General features: G+C 68.1%; 14 protein-coding genes. 6 read left to right on the top strand and 8 right to left on the bottom strand.

All coding sequences use genetic code 11. The features are described from left to right. Positions 1–7: 7 nt before the first annotated feature. Together tcuA and tcuB are read left to right on the top strand one after the other, a co-directional pair. Positions 8–1438: an FAD-dependent tricarballylate dehydrogenase TcuA gene (tcuA, locus tag ACT535_RS16700; protein ID WP_476365281.1), complete on the top strand. Its 1431-nt coding sequence runs from the start codon at positions 8–10 to the stop codon at positions 1436–1438. Continuing rightward, positions 1422–2633: a tricarballylate utilization 4Fe-4S protein TcuB gene (tcuB, locus tag ACT535_RS16695; RefSeq protein WP_476365280.1), complete on the top strand. Its 1212-nt coding sequence runs from the start codon at positions 1422–1424 to the stop codon at positions 2631–2633. The genes tcuA and tcuB overlap by 17 nt, the downstream gene beginning before the upstream one ends. A 264-nt stretch (positions 2634–2897) precedes the next feature. On the opposite strand, the gene ACT535_RS16690 is transcribed toward tcuB, so the two are convergent. From ACT535_RS16690 to ACT535_RS16665, 6 genes are all read right to left on the bottom strand, one after another. After that, positions 2898–4445, bottom strand: coding sequence for a multicopper oxidase family protein (locus ACT535_RS16690; protein ID WP_476365279.1), 1548 nt, complete (start codon positions 4443–4445; stop codon positions 2898–2900). A gap of 71 nt (positions 4446–4516) precedes the next feature. Beyond that, positions 4517–4891, bottom strand: coding sequence for a hypothetical protein (locus ACT535_RS16685; protein WP_168459463.1), 375 nt, complete (start codon positions 4889–4891; stop codon positions 4517–4519). A gap of 11 nt (positions 4892–4902) precedes the next feature. After that, on the bottom strand, positions 4903–8034 hold the full coding sequence (locus ACT535_RS16680) for an efflux RND transporter permease subunit (RefSeq protein WP_476365278.1): 3132 nt from the start codon (positions 8032–8034) through the stop codon (positions 4903–4905). Between the two features lie 8 nt (positions 8035–8042). Beyond that, a complete protein-coding gene (locus tag ACT535_RS16675; RefSeq protein WP_476365277.1) occupies positions 8043–9689 on the bottom strand; it encodes an efflux RND transporter periplasmic adaptor subunit in 1647 nt (548 codons plus the stop codon). A 78-nt stretch (positions 9690–9767) separates the two neighbouring features. Then, the gene (locus tag ACT535_RS16670; RefSeq protein ID WP_476365276.1) at positions 9768–11090 is read right to left on the bottom strand and encodes an ATP-binding protein; all 1323 of its coding nucleotides are present in this window, start codon (positions 11088–11090) and stop codon (positions 9768–9770) included. Then, positions 11087–11800, bottom strand: a complete 714-nt coding sequence (locus tag ACT535_RS16665; RefSeq protein WP_476365275.1) for a response regulator — start codon at positions 11798–11800, stop codon at positions 11087–11089. The genes ACT535_RS16670 and ACT535_RS16665 overlap by 4 nt, the downstream gene beginning before the upstream one ends. Positions 11801–12023: 223 nt before the next feature. Between ACT535_RS16665 and ACT535_RS16660 the strand changes: the two genes are divergently transcribed. Next, positions 12024–12266 (top strand): hypothetical protein, encoded by a 243-nt coding sequence (locus ACT535_RS16660; protein ID WP_168459468.1) that lies wholly within the window; start codon positions 12024–12026, stop codon positions 12264–12266. Positions 12267–12304: 38 nt separating this feature from the next. On the opposite strand, the gene bla is transcribed toward ACT535_RS16660, so the two are convergent. Next, the gene (bla, locus tag ACT535_RS16655; RefSeq protein ID WP_476365274.1) at positions 12305–13207 is read right to left on the bottom strand and encodes a class A beta-lactamase; all 903 of its coding nucleotides are present in this window, start codon (positions 13205–13207) and stop codon (positions 12305–12307) included. Between the two features lie 154 nt (positions 13208–13361). Beyond that, positions 13362–13748 (bottom strand): hypothetical protein, encoded by a 387-nt coding sequence (locus tag ACT535_RS16650; protein ID WP_476365273.1) that lies wholly within the window; start codon positions 13746–13748, stop codon positions 13362–13364. 285 nt (positions 13749–14033) lie between these two features. Between ACT535_RS16650 and ACT535_RS16645 the strand changes: the two genes are divergently transcribed. From ACT535_RS16645 to ACT535_RS16635, 3 genes are all read left to right on the top strand, one after another. Then, a complete protein-coding gene (locus ACT535_RS16645; protein WP_476365272.1) occupies positions 14034–14435 on the top strand; it encodes a MarR family winged helix-turn-helix transcriptional regulator in 402 nt (133 codons plus the stop codon). A gap of 114 nt (positions 14436–14549) precedes the next feature. Further along, on the top strand, positions 14550–14720 hold the full coding sequence (locus ACT535_RS16640) for a hypothetical protein (protein ID WP_476365271.1): 171 nt from the start codon (positions 14550–14552) through the stop codon (positions 14718–14720). A gap of 24 nt (positions 14721–14744) precedes the next feature. After that, positions 14745–16145, top strand: a complete 1401-nt coding sequence (locus ACT535_RS16635) for an MATE family efflux transporter (RefSeq protein WP_476365270.1) — start codon at positions 14745–14747, stop codon at positions 16143–16145. Positions 16146–16385: the final 240 nt, after the last annotated feature.

The following is a 16385-nucleotide window of genomic DNA, read 5'->3' as shown; positions in this document are numbered from 1 at the left end:
CTCATCCATGCCCGACGTTCTCGTCATCGGCGGCGGCAACGCGGCCCTGTGCTCGGCCCTTATGGCGCGCGAGGCGGGAGCATCGGTGTTGATGCTGGAAGCCGCGCCGAAAGAATGGCGGGGTGGCAATTCCATGCATGTGCGCAATCTGCGCTGCATGCATGACGCGCCGCAGGACGTGCTGGTCGACGCCTATCCCGAAGAGGAGTTCTGGCAGGACCTGCTGAAGGTCACCGGCGGGCTGACCGACGAGCGGTTGGCGCGCCTCGTGATCCGGCATTCGTCGCGCTGTCGGCCGTGGATGCGCAAGCACGGCGTCCACTTCCAGCCGCCCTTGTCGGGCGCGCTCCATGTGGCTCGAACCAACGCGTTCTTCATGGGCGGCGGCAAGGCGCTGGTGAATGCCTATTTTCGAAGCGTAGAAGCGCTGGGCGCCGAAGTTCGCTACGGCACGCCCGTGAAGAGTCTCGAACTGAAGGACGGCCGGTTCATCGCCGCAATCACGCAGGGCGGCGAGCGCATTGCCGCGAAAAGCTGCATCCTCGCGTGCGGCGGCTTCGAGTCCAATCTCGAATGGCAACGCGAGGCCTGGGGCCAGAACGCGCGCGGCGAATGGACCGCAGAGAATTTCCTCATACGTGGCACCCGCTTCAATCAGGGCGTTCTGCTCAGATTCATGATCGATGCGGGGGCGGACTCGATCGGTGATCCAACCCAGGCACATTGCGTCGCCATCGATGCCCGCGCACCGCTCTATGACGGCGGCATCTGCACCCGCATCGACTGCGTCTCGCTGGGTGTCGTGGTCAATCGCGAAGGCAAGCGCTTCTACGACGAGGGCGAGGATTTCTGGCCGAAGCGCTATGCGATCTGGGGCCGCCTCGTGGCGCAGCAGCCCGGCCAGACCGCGTGGTCGATCATCGACCAGAAGGCCATCGGGCGCTTCATGCCGCCGGTGTTCGAGGGCACCAAAGCGAGCAGGCTGGACGAGCTCGCCGTCAGGATCGGCATCGATCCGGAGTCCTTCGTCGCGACGCTCGCCGCCTATAATGCCGCCTGCCGCCCCGGCACCTTCGACCACACTTCGCTCGACGATTGCCGCACCGAAGGCCTCGCGCCGGCCAAGACCCACTGGGCACGCGTGATCGACACCCCGCCCTTCTACGCCTATCCGCTCAAGCCCGGCATCACCTTCACCTATCTCGGTATGAAGACTGATGCGACCGCCGCGGTGCGCTTCAAGGGCGTGCCGAGTGACAATCTGTTTGCCGCCGGCGAGATGGTTGCGGGCAACGTGCTGGGCAAGGGATACACCGCTGGTGTCGGCATGAGCATCGGCACGGCCTTCGGACGCATTGCCGGCGTCAACGCCGCCGCGAGCACTGGGCACCGCCACCCCACATTTCAGGAGGAAATGGCTTATGCCGCCGCACGATGATCCGGCAGCGCCCGTTGCTGGCGGCGCCTGCGAGGGCGGCGTGAACCTCGCGGGCGCCCTGAGCGCGGGCGAGGCAGAGATTGCCCGCGTCATGCAGATTTGCAACGCCTGCCGCTACTGTGAAGGCTTTTGCGCCGTCTTCCCGGCGATGACGCGGCGGCTGGAGTTCAGCAAGGCCGACACCCATTACCTGGCGAACCTCTGTCACAATTGCGGCTCGTGCCTCTATGCCTGCCAATATGCGCCGCCGCACGAATTCGCCGTCAATGTCCCGCAGGCCATGGCAAAGGTGCGGGTGCGCACCTATCAGGATTATGCGTGGCCGCGGACGTTCGGCCGGCTCTATGACCGGGCCGGACTGACCGTCGCTCTTGCGCTCGCCGGCGGTCTCGCGCTGTTCATGATCCTCGCGATCGCCATGAACGGGCGGCTGATCCACGAGCCGCTGGCGGGAAATTTCTATGCGATCTTCCCGCACAACTTCCTCGCTGTGCTGTTCGGCGCGGTGTTCCTGTTTGCGATCCTCGCGCTTGGGGTTGGTGTCACCAGATTCTGGCGAGCGGTTTCGCCCACCAGATGCGGGGATCTTGCTGCCATCGCCGCCGCTGCCAAAGCGCGCGCGCCGGCCGCGGTGGAGGCTGTCACGGACGTTGCGCGCCTGCGCTATCTCGGTGGCGGTCACGGCGATGGCTGCAACGAGGGCGATGACGCATTCACCCTGTGGCGCCGCCGGTTCCATCAGCTGACGCTCTACGGCTTCCTGTTGTGCTTCGCGGCGACCTGTGTCGCGACGCTGTATCATTATCTGTTCGACCTGCACGCACCCTATGCCTTCACCAGCGCGCCGGTCATTCTGGGATCGCTCGGCGGCCTCGGCCTGATCATCGGTCCGATCGGCCTGTTGTGGCTGAACCTGAAGCGCGATGCGCTGCGGGCCGACGTCGAGCAGAACGGCATGGACCGCGGCTTCATCATGCTGCTGATCTTGGTCAGCGCCACAGGCTTCGCACTTCTGCTGCTGCGCGATACCCGCTTCATGGCGCTGTGGCTCGCCATCCATCTCGGCACGGTAATGGCGCTGTTCCTGACGCTACCCTATGGCAAGTTCGCCCACGGCATCTTCCGCTCTGCAGCACTGCTCAAGTTCAATCTTGAGAAGCGTATGCCCAACCGGTTCGGGCTCGGAGAGGAGTGAAGGGACTGCCTGCGCCGCGCGGCAGCTGACTTAGCCCATGAACCGAGCGCGACTTCGGCAGAACCAGACTGGTGGCCTACAGATGGCGACCAAACGACTCCAAGATGTCCGGGCGGCGCTCCCGTTTCACCGCCCGAGATACTTTATGAGCGCGGCGATGCTGAGCACGACAAGCGCCAGAACGAGAAGGCCGAACAGCCACATCCCCCACATGCCGCCGCTCATCATCTGATCGTAGTGCATGACGGTCTTCCTTCTGCGGGATCAAGCAATCTTCACCACCGCCATCATGCCCGTGGCCATGTGGTAGAGGTGATGGCAGTGCAGAAACCACTCGCCCTTCGGTCCGGCGTCGAAGGCGACGGTGACGGGCACGTGCGGCGGCACCATCACCGTGTCGCGGATGGCGCCGGAGAAACGGCGCCCGCCAATGCCGACCACCTGGAAATGGTGGCCGTGCAGGTGCATCGGATGGCTCATGGTGGTGGGATTCATGAACGTCAGTTCCACCCGCTCGCCGGAGCTTGCCTCGAACGGCTTGGCCTCGCCATAGATGTGGCCGTTGATGGTCCAGCGGTAGCCGGCCTCCTCTCCGAGCATGATGGGAATGACCCGGTCGGCTGTGCGCGGCACGAGCGGCTTCGCCGCCGCGAGGCGCGCCTCGAACGTGAGATCGACAAGACCCTGCGGCCGGTCCGCGCTCTCGGCGATACGCGCCACGGAGGCCCCGGCGGTCGCCAGGACGAGGCCGGTGCGGCGCGGCGAAGACTCCACCTGGGCCAGTACGGGAAAAGCGCCGCCGCCCGCAGGAATATCCACGATGAGGTCGATCCGCTGCCCCTGGGCCACGGGGAAGGCGTCTGCCTCGACGGGCAGGCACGGCGAGCCATCCACCGCGATGCATCTGGGCCTGAGGCCGGGCACGCTGATGAAGAAGGCCGTGGCCGTGCCGCCGTTGATGATGCGCAGGCGCACCCGGCCGCCCTTCTCCACCTGCACCGTTTCGGGGTCGGCGAGCGTGCGCCGGTTGGCGAGGAAGGCGTCGTAATCGACATCGTTGGCATGGGCCATGCCGCCGGCCATTCCTCCGGTCATCCCGCCACCCATGCCGTGGCCCATCTGGCCGGCGGCAGGTGACGCGGACATCCCGCCGCCCATAGCTCCCCCCATGGCTCCCATGCCGCCCATTCCACTCATCCCATGCCCGGAATGGCCCATTCCCGGCATGGCCATTCCCTGCACGGACCCGCCCATGCCGTGGCCGCCATGGGCGCTGCTCCCGCCGAGACCGGCGAGGATCTCCTCCGGGCTTCTGAAGGAGAAGTCGTGCAGCATCACCACCACATCCTGCACATCACCGGCGTCGGCTTCCCGGGTCACGAGGGGGGCGGCGAGAAGCTGCTGCTCGCTGAGCGTATGGGAGTGCATCCAGTGGGTGCCCGGCGTGAGGCGAAAGTCCACCTGATCCGTCCCGCCGGGCGCCAGCTCGCCGCCGCCGGGACGGGCGCGATCCTGGTCGGCCGGGGCAAAGAGCTGGCCGTGCCAGTGCAGGACCGCCGGCGATCCGGAGACATTGAGCACCCCGCCAGCGAGCCGGTCGCCCTCCTTGGCGAAGATGCCTTCCCCGCTCGGGCCTTTCACCGTGAACACCTTGGCCGCCTTGCCGTTCACGTCGAGCGTCATGCTCTCGACGCTGAGAAGGGGCGCCGCGAGGGCGCGGCTCCACCCGCCGGAAACGGCGAGCGCGCCCATTGCCGCGCTGCCCGCGAGGAAGGAGCGGCGGGTGATAGAGGGGGTCATCGGTCGGGTCATGGTCAGCCTCTGGATCAGCTTCCTGGGCGCGTCGCCGGGCAGACAAGGCGGGCCCGGGAAATCAGGTGTCTTCAGTATTTGGCTTGGGCTGAGGAGCCGTCCGGAGCGGTGATCTGGACGGCGCCCTTCACCCCCTTGGGAACGGCCACTGCGGCGGTGCCGGCAAGCCGGTTGGCGCCGGCGGGAGCGAGCGGGAAGCGCTGGGCCTTGCCGTCCACCACGAGGATGGCGTTGGCCTTGAAACCATCGGCCGCGACGGGCTTGTCGGATCCGTCGCTGAGATAGAGCGCGACGGCGGGGGTGCCGTCGGCCACCAGCTCGGCATGATAGTGCCCGGCATCCACCCGCACCCCGCCGTTGGCTCCGACGCCGGGCTCGTGCGCGAACAGCGGCGTGGCGGAGAGGGGCAGAGCGAGGAGGGCGGGAACGAGGCGTCGGAAATTCATGGCAGGCTCCGTCAAAAGGCGTCGGCGCGCGCGGCGCCGGCAAGGGGAGAAGCCTCGCCGGCCGCGGCCACGAGCCGTTCAAGCGGGCGGCGGCCGTAGGCGAGGACGAGGACGGGCGTGAGCACGGCATCGAGCAGCGTGGCGCCGACGAGGCCGCCGAAGATGGTGATGGCGACCGGATGGAGGATTTCCTTGCCCGGCACCTCCGCCCCGCTCATGAGCGGCAGCAAAGCGATGCCGGCGGAAGCGGCCGTCATCAGCACCGGGGTCAGTCGCTCGAGGCTCCCGCGCGTCACCAGCGCCGGGCCGAAGGGCATGTTCTCCGCGATGGCGAGATTGATGACGTGGCTGATCTTCAGGATGCCGTTGCGCGCGGCGATGCCGGTGAGCGTGACGAAGCCGATCATGCTCGCGACCGAAAGAGGCTGCCCGGCGAGCCACAGCGCCGCCACGGCGCCGATGAGCGCCAGCGGAACGCTGCCCATGATGACCAGCGCGAACAAGGCGGAGCGATAGCGGCTGTAGAGGATGGCGAAGACCAGCAGCAGGGACACGGCCGCAAGGCCGCCGATCGTGCGCATGGAGTCCTCCTGCGCCGCGAAGGTGCCCTCAAGGCTGGTCGAAGTCCCCGCCGGAAGGGCTGTCTCACCGACGACACGACGCATGTCTGCAATGACGGCCGCCGTGTCCCGCGCGCCGGAGGTGTTGGCCAGCACCACGATGCGCCGCCGCCCGCCTTCGCGCAGGATCTGGTTCGGCCCGTCGGTCTCCTTGACCTCCGCCACCTGCGAGAGCGGTATCCAGCCGGATGGCGTCTCGATGAGGAGGCCGGCCAAGCCGTCAGAGCTGCGTGCCGCGTCGGGGAGGCGGACAACAAGGTCGAATCGCCGGTTCCCGTCCACGAGGGTCGAAACCACGCGCCCGTTGGAGAGCCGCGCCAGCACCTCCGTCAATTGGGCCGGCTGGAGGCCATAGAGGGCGGCGCGGCCGTAGTCCACGTGCACCGTCACCTCGGGCACGCGCACCTGCCGCTCCACCTGCAGGTCGACGAGGCCGGGAACAGCGGCGAGGCGCTGGCGCAGACCCTCCGCAGTCGCGCGCAGCGTGTCGAGGTCTTCGCCGAACAGCTTCAGGGCGATCTCGGCCCGCACGCCCGAGAGCATGTGGTCGAGTCGGTGCGAGATGGGTTGGCCGATGTTGAAGGACGCGGGCAGGATGGCGAGCCGGTCGCGGATGTCGGCGGTGATCTCGGCGCGGCTGCGGGCAGAGGGGTGAAGGTCCACCTCGATCTCGGAGGCGTGCACGCCCTCCGCATGCTCGTCCAGTTCCGCCCGCCCCGTGCGGCGGCCCACCGCCTTAACCTCCGGAACCTCTAGGATGAGCCCCTCGGCGATGAGCCCCATGCGATGGCTCTCGGCGAGCGAGAGCCCGGGACGGAACGACATGGAAATGGTCAGCGAGCCTTCATTGAAGGGCGGCAGGAAGGCGCGCGGCAAGCCGGCAGCGGCGGCAAGGGCGGCGACGAACAGCAGGGTCGTCGTTCCCATCACGAGGCGCGGGTGGCGGAAGGCGCTGGAGAGCACTGCCGCGTACCCGCCCTTCAGCATGCGCACCAACGCGCCGTCCCGCTCCGTATGCCGGCTGATGGCTGGGAGAAGGTAGAAGGCGAGCACCGGCGTCAGCGTGATGGAGGTGGCGAGGCTGGCGAGGATGGAGACGATGTAGGCCTGTCCGAGCGGCGCGAACAGGCGCCCCTCGATGCCGGGCAGCGCGAAAAGGGGCACGAACACCAGCACGATGATCAGCGTCGCGTAGACGATGCCCGAGCGCACCTCCCGGCTCGCCGCCACCACCACGTCGAACACCGGGCGGGGAGCGGCCACCGCTGCGTTCTCCCTGAGGCGCCGGTAGATGTTCTCCACGTCCACCACGGCATCATCCACCAGCTCGCCGATGGCAATGGCGAGGCCGCCCAGCGTCATGGTGTTGATGGAAAGGCCGAAGGCCTGGAACACGATGGCCGTGCTGAGGATCGACACCGGAATGGCGGTGAGCGAGATCAGCGTGGTGCGCCAGTTGAGCAGGAACGCGAACAGCACCACGGCCACCACCGCCATGGCTTCCATCAGCACCTTCTCCACATTGCCGATGGAGGCCGCGATGAAGTCGGCCTGCCGGAACACCGGCGGGGAGATGCGGATGCCATCGGGGAGCGTGCGGTTGAGATCGGCCACCGCCGCTTCCACCGCGCGTGTGAGGGCGAGGGTGTCTGCCTCCGGCTGCTTCTCCACCGAAAGGATCACGGCCGGCCGCCCCATGTAGCCGGCATCGCCGCGCTTCAGCCGCGCGGCATAGTCGACCTGCGCGATCTGGTGGAGAAAGACGTTGCCCCCGGCGGGGCGGGGCAGCACGAGGGTCTTCAGGTCGTCGAGGCTGAGCGTGCGGGCGATGTTCCGGATCAGGAACTCACGCCCGCTCTGGTCGGCGAAGCCGCCGCCTGAATTGGTGCCGAACTGCTGGAGCGCCTTGTCCAGAGCATCGAGGGTGATGCCGTTGGCGCGCGTCGCAGCAAGGTCCGGCGAGACGCGGATCTGCCGCACCTCGCCACCCATGGGAATGACCTGGGCGATACCGGGAATGGCGAGGAGCCGGGGCCTGATGACGAAATCCGCGGCCTCGCGCACAGCCATGGGGGCGGCCGTGTCGCTGGTCACGGCGAACATCAGGATCTGCCCCATGATGGAACTGATCGGCCCCATCTGCGGCGATACGTTCGCGGGCAGGCGGTCCCGCACCAGCGCGAGGCGTTCGGCGATCTGCTGGCGGTCGCGGAAGATGTCGGTGCCGAAGTCGAATTCCACATAGAGGACGGAGAGGCCGACGCCCGACACCGACCGCAGGCGGATGAGGCCCGGCAGCCCGTTCATCGCCGTTTCAAGCGGAAAGGTGACGAGTTGCTCGACTTCGGCCGGGGCGAGGCCCTCCGCCTCGGTCATGATGGTCACGGTGGGACGATTGAGGTCCGGCAGCACGTCCACCGGTAGGCGGGTCACCGCATAGGCGCCGGTGACCACCAGCACGGCCGCGAGCGCCAGCACCAGCAGGCGGTTGCGCAGGGACTGGGTGACGAGGACCGTGAACATTTGCGGCCTCAGCGGATCTGGTCGATAAGCTCGGCGCCGTCGGTCACGACGCGCTGGCCGGGGGAGAGGCCCGCCACCACCAGCACGCGGGCGGCGTCGAGGGGCGCGGTCTTCACCTCCAAGGAGACGAAGCGCTCGGCGCTGACGTGCGCATAGACCACGGACTGGCCGTTCGCCCCGCGCACCACCGCGGAGCGGGGGATCGCGATGCCCATGCGCGGGGCGCCGGCCTCGGCGAATACCGTCAGGAACTGGCCTGGGCGCAGCTCCGCGGTATCCGAGGCGACCGAAAACAGGAGGGGGAGCGTCTGGGCGCGGTCGGATATGCCCGCCCCCAGAAAGGTGAGGGCCACCGTGCGCCCGTTCGGAAGGCGGCCGGTGGCGCCGGATCGTCCCGCATCCGGCGAGAAGCCGAGCGCCTCCACCCAGAGCCGGGAGGGATCGACGATGCGGAACACAACGGTGTTCGGGTCCGCCATTTGCCCCGCCACGGCGTCGGCGGAGGCGATGATCCCGGCCACCGGCGCGCGGAGGGCCTCCGGCTCGCGCTGCACCCGCTCCAGCTTGGCCCGGCGGGTCTTGAGGCCGTTCAGCTCGATCTCCGCCTCCTCCACCTCGCGGCGCGTGACCGCGTTTGGAATGGCCGAGAGCCGCTCGTAGCGGCGCTTCACGAGGGCGATCTGCTGATCCAGTTCGTAGCCCTGCTGCTCCAGGTCCTTGAGATCGGAGGCGCCGATGGGCGGATGCACGAAAGCGAGGATTTCCCCTGCAGCGACTCGCGTGCCGAGCGGCTTGAACCCGCCTTCCGGCGGCGCGAGGCGTCCGCCCACAGCGGTCTGGACCAGGCCGCTCGCATTGGCGTCCGGCACCACGCGGCCGGGCAACTCGACCGTTGGGGAGAGCTTGCCCTCCGCTGTGACCACCGTCCTGACCCCCAGAATGCGCTGCGTCGGCTTGGGCACGATCAAGGATCCGTCGGGGAGGCGCTGGGCGCTGTCCCGCGGGCTCGTCTTCGGCGCCTCTGTGGCTCGGGCTCCCGATGGCGCCACGGAAAGCACGATGCCCAGTACGGTAAGGACGAGAAGGGTGGGTGTGCGCCGGCGCGATACCACGAACGCTCCGGCGAGGAAGCCGATGACAAGTCCGGCGCCCAGGCCCGTGAGTGTCCCGGTCGGCAGCCCGCCGAGCTGCGCCAGGGTCGCAGGAGGGACCGGTCTGGTGTCGGAGAGGCCAGCCGGGGGCGGGACTGTCAGCCTGGCAGCGAGCACGTCCACCGTGTCGCCGGCTGTGATGGTGAAGGCGAGATCATGCGCGCCCGGCGTCGCGACGAACGGCGCGGGCAGAACATATGTGCCCGGCCCCGCGGGCTTCGCGGCGTGGGAGCCTTCCGGCGTTTCCACCTCGACGGTGGCGTCGTCGACCGGGGCGTTGTCGGCGAAGCGGTCGAGATGGATGGTAAGGGCACCGTCGCGCAGGACGGCGACCAGCTCGAAATCGACGGAGGCCGCTTCGGCGCGGGGGGCTAGGGTGGTGACCTGGGGCGGCGGTTCGCCATGGTCATGACCTTCATGCGCAAAGGCGCCGGCCGAAAAAAGCAAGGCGCCGAGAAGGCCGCACAGCCCAAGACCCAATCCGTGCAGCACGTGGCGCGACATGCCTCTCCCCGTCGGTTTGTGACTCCGGTACGGGAGGCTGATAGCGCGCGAGGCGTCACGCCGCGTTTCGCTTCTGTATCAGTTTGTTTCAGGCTGGGCCTTGGGCAGGCGTACCGAGGCGAGGAGCCCGCCATCGGGCGCGTTGGCCAGGGTCAGCGTACCGCCGTGTGCCTCGGCCACCGTGCGCGCGATGGTGAGGCCGAGCCCCACACCTCCCGTCGATCGGCTCCGCGAGCCTTCCAGCCGCACGAAGGGCTCCAGCACGGCGGCCAGCTGATCCTCCGGGATGCCCGGGCCGTGGTCGCGCACCGTCACCACTGCGTCAGCACCCGCATCGGTGAGGGACACAGACGCGGCGCCGCCATAGGTGACAGCGTTCTCGATCAGGTTGGAGACCATCCGCTTCAGGCTGACGAGACGCCCCGCGACCACGAGACTCGGCGGCGCAGAGAGGTCGGCGGGACGTCTGCGATCCCGCACATCGTCCACGATGGTCTCCACCAGAGCCACGAGATCGAGCGGCCGCAGGGGCTCTTCGCTCGCCTCTCCACGCAGGTAGGAGAGCGTGGCCTCGACCATCTGCTCCATTTCCGCGATGTCGCCTTCCATGGCCGCGCGAAGGTCGGCATCGGTGACATCTTCAAGGCGGAAGCGCAGCCGGGTCATGGGGGTGCGCAGATCGTGGGAGACGGCGGCAAGGGCCTGGGTGCGGCGTTCGACCAGCCCGGCAATCCGCGCCTGCATGTCGTTGAAGGCATGCGCCAGCTCCCGAACCTCCTTCGGACCGGTCTCGGCAAGCCGGATGCGGGAGGCATCCTGCGGCAATGCCGTGACCGCGCGGGCCATGGCCCGGAGAGGGCGTGTGAGCCACGCGGCGATGGCAAGCGAGAGCAACAGCACACCGGCCGCCATGAGCGTGGTGGAGAGCAGGGATCCATGAGCGCCGGTCGACTCTGGGGGCGAGGCGAACACGCGGGCGCTCAGCCAGCTGCCGTCAGGCAGGCGCAGGGCAACGAGGCTGAGGTGGGGATCGGCCCCCGCGCTCATCAGCACGTCCTCCGGCTGAAGGTCCGGCGCCAACGTGCGGACCTCGTCGGCGAGGCGCTGTCCCGCCTCCGTGGGGCGAGGTCCGGCCGTGGCCATGGCGTCCCGGCTCCAATGGGCATCGATGGCGCCGCCCGAAAGGTCGTGCGCCGCATCCTCGCGGCCTTCCGGCTCCACCGCGGCTACGGAGCGGCGCAGCGAGACGAGTTGGTCCGCGAGACGAAGGGCATGGGCGGCGTGGCGCTCACGCTCCATGGCGTGCTCGTAGGTCCACAGGCTGAGCACATGCACCACCACGATGCCCACCACAGCCACCAGGGCCGTGCGCAAGGCGAGGCTGTCGAGGGCGCGGATCACGAGCGCTCCACCTGCGGGGCGAAGAAGTAGCCCGCGCCGCGCACGGTCTTCACCATCTCAGGGCCGCCATGGGAATCGAGCTTCTTGCGCAGCCGGCTCACCTGGATGTCGATGGCGCGGTCGAAGCCGGTGGCGGTGCGGTTCTTGGCGGCGTCCATGAGCTGGTCGCGCGTCAACACCCGTTGGGGATGCTCAAGGAAGGTGACAAGGAGGTCATATTCCCCGGTGGAGAGGTCGATGATGGCGCCATCGGGATTGACCAGCTCCCGCCGTCGCGTGTCGAGGCTCCAGCCGGCGAACGTGAGGCACGAGCCGCTCGTGGCGACGGCGGTTCCCGATGGCCGGGCACGACGCAGAACCGCGTGGATGCGTGCGAGCAATTCCCGAGGGTTGAAGGGCTTCGCCAGATAGTCGTCGGCACCGATCTCCAGTCCGACGATCCGGTCCACGTCGCTGCCGCGCGCGGTCAGCATGATGATGGGCACATTCGAGGTGCGGCGAATGTCCCGGCACAGATCCAGCCCATTCGCGCCGGGCAGCATGATGTCGAGAATGACGAGATCCACGGTGCCGGCGGCCATCGCTTCCCGCATTTCTCGGGCATCCTGCGCGGCCGTGACCTTGTGCCCCTGCTCGCGCAGGAACTTGCCGGCGAGACGGCGGATCTCGGCGTCGTCGTCGACAATGAGGATGTGGCCTTCAGGGGACACGGTCGCGAACTCCAGGGAGCCGCATTTCTATCGCTTCGACGATGGCGCGCAACCGCCGTCAGGCCCACGGCCATCGGGCTGGACCCGGCCAGGGAGGCAATCAGTTCCGGCAGGGCGGGGTAGCCGGGAACATGACGAACCGCGCCTGCCGTTTGGACACCATCGAACCGCAGCCGGGGCGGTGATAGCTTGCCTTCACGGGCCTAGCCTGGGAGGAAAAATCATGAAGACGCTCGCAATCGCGTTCACCCTGCTGTCGCTTTCTGCCGCCGCCGCCTCGGCTGACACCTGCGTTGCCAATGCCGACGCGAAGAAGCTCGCTGGCGCGGCGCGTACAAGCTTCCTCACCAAGTGCCAGAAGGACGCGACCGCGGCTTGCGATACCCAAGCAGCGGAAAAGAAACTGCAGGGAGCTGCACAGACCAGCTTCACCACGAAGTGCGTGAAGGATGCCGTGGGGCAGTGACGGTTAACGCTCGCCGCAGCAGTTTCATGTTCGCTCCGTCAGCCGTCCAGGGCGGCGACGGCGCGGGCGACTGAGGCGTGGATTCCATTGCGCCGCGCGTCGTCGCCGGGCGCCTGCGTGAGGTAGGAAGCGATGACGAGTGGCGGGCGCCCCGGTGGCCAGATCACCGCGACGTCATTGCTGGTGCCGTGGCTGCCGGAGCCGGTCTTGTCGCCGGCCCGCCAGTCCGCCGGCAGTCCGGCGCGGAGCTTCGCCGTTCCGGTGGTGCAGGCAATGAGCCATCCGTTCAGGCGCTCACGCGATGCGGTACTCAGGGCGGTACCTGCGGAAAGCACCAGCATGTCGCGCGCCATGGCGGCGGGGGTGGTGGTGTCGCGCGGGTCGCCGGGCGTCGCCTCGTTGAGGTCCGGCTCCATCCGGTCGAGCCGGGTGCTCGTGTCGCCCAGCGTACGGACAAACGCCGTGAGCGCGGCCGGACCGCCGAGGGCCTCCAGCAGCAGGTTCGCCGCCGTGTTGTCACTGACCAACACCGCAGCCGCGCACAGGTCGGCGATGGTCATTTCTCCGCCCACATGCTGCTTCGCCACCGGCGCATAAGAGAGGATATCCGCCTGCGCCACCGGGATGCGCCGCCCCAGTTGCTCCGTGCCGGCATCGACCCGGGCGAGGATGGCAGCGGTGGCGAGGGCCTTGAACGTGCTGCACAGCGGAAAGCGCTCATCCGCGCGATATCCCGCGGACGCACCGGTCGCCGTCAGCACTGCAACCCCGAGCCGCCCGCCGCTCTCGGCCTCGATGGCCGCGAACGCCTGTTCGAGCCCTGTAAGCCTGGGCGGTGCCTCCACCGGCTCCGCCCGGGATGGCGACCCGCAGGTCGCGGTTAGTGTCGCAAGTGCTGCGGCTGGAGCACTTCGGAAGAGGAATGAGCGTCTTGTCGTCACTGGTCGCCTGTCGGAGCGTGCGGCGGTTGGTCGGCGCTTGATGGACCGGCATTGGGCCGGCGGTAAGGCAGCCTGACGGCTCAGCGGCGGATCGTGTCGAGCCGGCCTTGTTGCGCCTGCTTCGGTTGGGCGTTGTCGGGGCTGGCGCCGACGCTCATCGCCAACGGTTCACGAGCCATAGCGCGCCCCAAACCCCCAAGAGCGTGAGGGCCAGCTGGCCCGCAAGCGCAATTGACATCTTGGCCCCGCTGGCCGCAGCCAGCGACGATGCGCCGTCCATGAATGGCAGAAGCAGTGCCACCATCGCGCCGCCGGCGAGAGGAGCGATCAGAAACACGCCTGCGAATGAGACAATGAGGTTGACGATCCAGCCGAGGACGCCTCGCTTCTTCGTCCATGCCTCGTGGATCGCGACCGCCAGCGCACCCAAGATTGCAGCAGCCGCGATCACCAGCGCGCCGCCAACGCTATCCATTGGTATGGCGCCGCTCCACTGCAGCAGCAGAAGGCCTCCGACCGCTATCAGCACAATGTAAGTCATGAACGTTCACCCCAGCCGTGCAGATCGTGCTCAAAAGCGTTGCTGATGTGACGGCCAAGTATGAGCGCCCGTTCCACACGGCCGTCAATGCGCGGCGCAGCGCAAGCCGGCCTCACGACGATGCGCGCGCACGATACGTCGGTGCGGTGCCCCGGCCGGCCGGCTCGCCCGACTTGGCCATCGGCGCATGCCCTGGGGCCATACCGTCTTCGGCGTGGCGTCCGCTGGCTTCTTCCCCTTCGGGTGGACTGGACGGGGACAGGTTGCGGGTATATACACGTTCGTATGGATACCCCCTGCCACTGTGCCCGGCTGCGGCGTGCGACGCGTCGGGTCAGCGCCATGTACGACGAGGCGCTGGCGCCGCTCGGGATCAACGTTGCGCAGTATTCTCTGCTGCGCTCCGTCCGGGACAAAGGCGAGGTCAGCATGACCGAGCTTGGCCGGCTCCTCGAGCTCGACCGTTCCACCGTTGGCCGGAATGTGCGGGTGCTGTCGAAGCATGGACTGATGGAGATGCGGCGCGGCAAGGACGACCAGCGCGAGGCCTGCATCGCCCTCACCCCGCAGGGCACCGAACTCATCAAGACCGCCGCCGAGGCCTGGGCGCGGAGCCAGAAGGCGATGGAGGAACGGCTGGGCAAGGAGAGGCTCGAACAACTGCGCGATCTCCTCGCCGCTCTCTGAGGGCTAAGGGGGCGCGAGTCGTCATATTTGATGCGGGTATATACCCGAAATAGATTGGCTGATGGATCACGCGGGCGCAGGGGAAGTGCCGCAGCCCCCGAAGGAGTTGACCCGATGAAGTCTCGACCGTTCGGCGGCACCGGCCTCAGGGGTTCCGAGATCGCCCTCGGCCCTCCCACCTTCGTCGGTCGCTGGCGACGCGGCACAGATACGGACGAGAGTGCCGCCATCTCCAATGCCTATGCCGAGGCCGGCGGCAATTTCATCGCCACCGCCGATATCTAGCCTTCGAAACAATGTGAGGCCGACATGTACCGCGCCCCGATAGATCCGGCCGTCGCCGCGCCAGGCGCGACGCCCCCGCGCCCGGCCGCCGATGCCCGAACCCGACGGCTGGTGGAAGCGCCCATCGTGCCGCTTCTGGTCCGGCTCGCCTGGCCCAACGTTCTCATCATGCTCGCGCAGGCCTCCGCCGGGCTGATCGAGACCTTCTTTGTGGCGAAGCTTGGCACGGCGGCGCTGGCGGCCATGGCGCTGGTGTTTCCCGCCGTCATGCTGATGACGACGCTGTCGGCCGGCGCGCTGGGCGGCAGCATTTCCTCCGCCGTGGCGCGGGCGCTCGGTGCCGGAAAGCAGGCGGCGGCGGATGCGCTGGTGCTGCATGCCATCGCCGTGAGCCTCGCCTTCGGGTTTGCCTTCGCGGCGCTATTCCTGCTGTTCGGCAGGCAGATCTACGGGGCGATGGGCGGCTCGGGGCCGGAGCTGGAGGCGGCGCTCATCTATTCCAACATCGTTTTCCTCGGCACGCCGCTGACCTGGACCATGAACGGCCTCGCCAGCGTCGTGCGCGGCACCGGCAACATGCTGCTGCCGGCTGTCGTCATCTGTGTCGGCGTGGCCCTCCTGATCCCGATCTCGCCGGTGCTGATCTTCGGCTTCGGCCCCATCCCCGGATTCGGCATCGCGGGGGGCGGGCTGGCGCTCATCGCCTATTATCTTGGCGGCACGCTGGTGCTCGGCGCCTATATCCTCTCCGGGCGCAACCCCGCCCGCTTCCGCTGGGTGCGGCTCGACTGGCGGGTGATCGGCTCGGTCATGCGGGTCGGGGCGCTGTCGTCGCTCCAGTCAATCCAGACCAACGTGATCGTCGGCGGCGCGACGGCTCTCGTGGCCATTCAAGGCGGCGTCGATGCGGTCGCCGGCTTCGGGACCGGCGTGCGGCTGGAATATCTGCTCATTCCGCTCATCTTCGGCATCGGCGCGCCAATGGTCGCGATGGTTGGCACCAATCTCGGCGCCGGCCGCGGCGATCGCGCGCTTCATATCGCTCTGGCCGGGGCGGGCCTTGCCTTCGTCGTGACGGAAACCGTGGGGCTTGCCGCGGCAGTCTTTCCTGAGGCGTGGCTCTACTTGTTCAGTGCCGAGCCGGCCATGGTCGCAACCGGCAGTGCCTATCTGCGCATCGTTGGGCCGTTCTACGGCTTCTTCGGTATCGGGCTCGCGCTTTACTTCGCGGCGCAGGGCGCCGGGCGACTGTTCTGGCCGGTCGTGGCCGGTTTCCTGCGCGTCGCCATCGCGCTCGGCGGCGGGTTCGTGGCCCTCTGGCTCACCGGCTCCATCGCGGCACTGTTCGCCGCGCTCTCGGTCGCCCTCGTGGCCTATGCCGTGACCACGCTGGTCGCCGTCAAGACGGGGGCTTGGCTCCGGTGACGCAGCAGCTCGGGGTGGCCCGTGGCGATCGTTCAGGTCGCCGGGTGTTTTGCGTTCATCGTCAGAGTCACTGACGCCCGGAGATGTCCAGCGTCCCGATGGATTGCTCGCCGACACCCATTGGCGGCTTAGCCACGCGGACGGGCCCGCTGAACGCGCCCTCCTCGTTTTGACGTCGCCGCCGGGCCGTGACCCCCGATTCCATCACATGATCCGCCTGCGTTACCACGTGACAGGGCC

Source organism: Xanthobacter sp. DMC12 (assembly GCF_056314105.1).
This window is presented reverse-complemented; position numbering and strand designations above follow the sequence as displayed.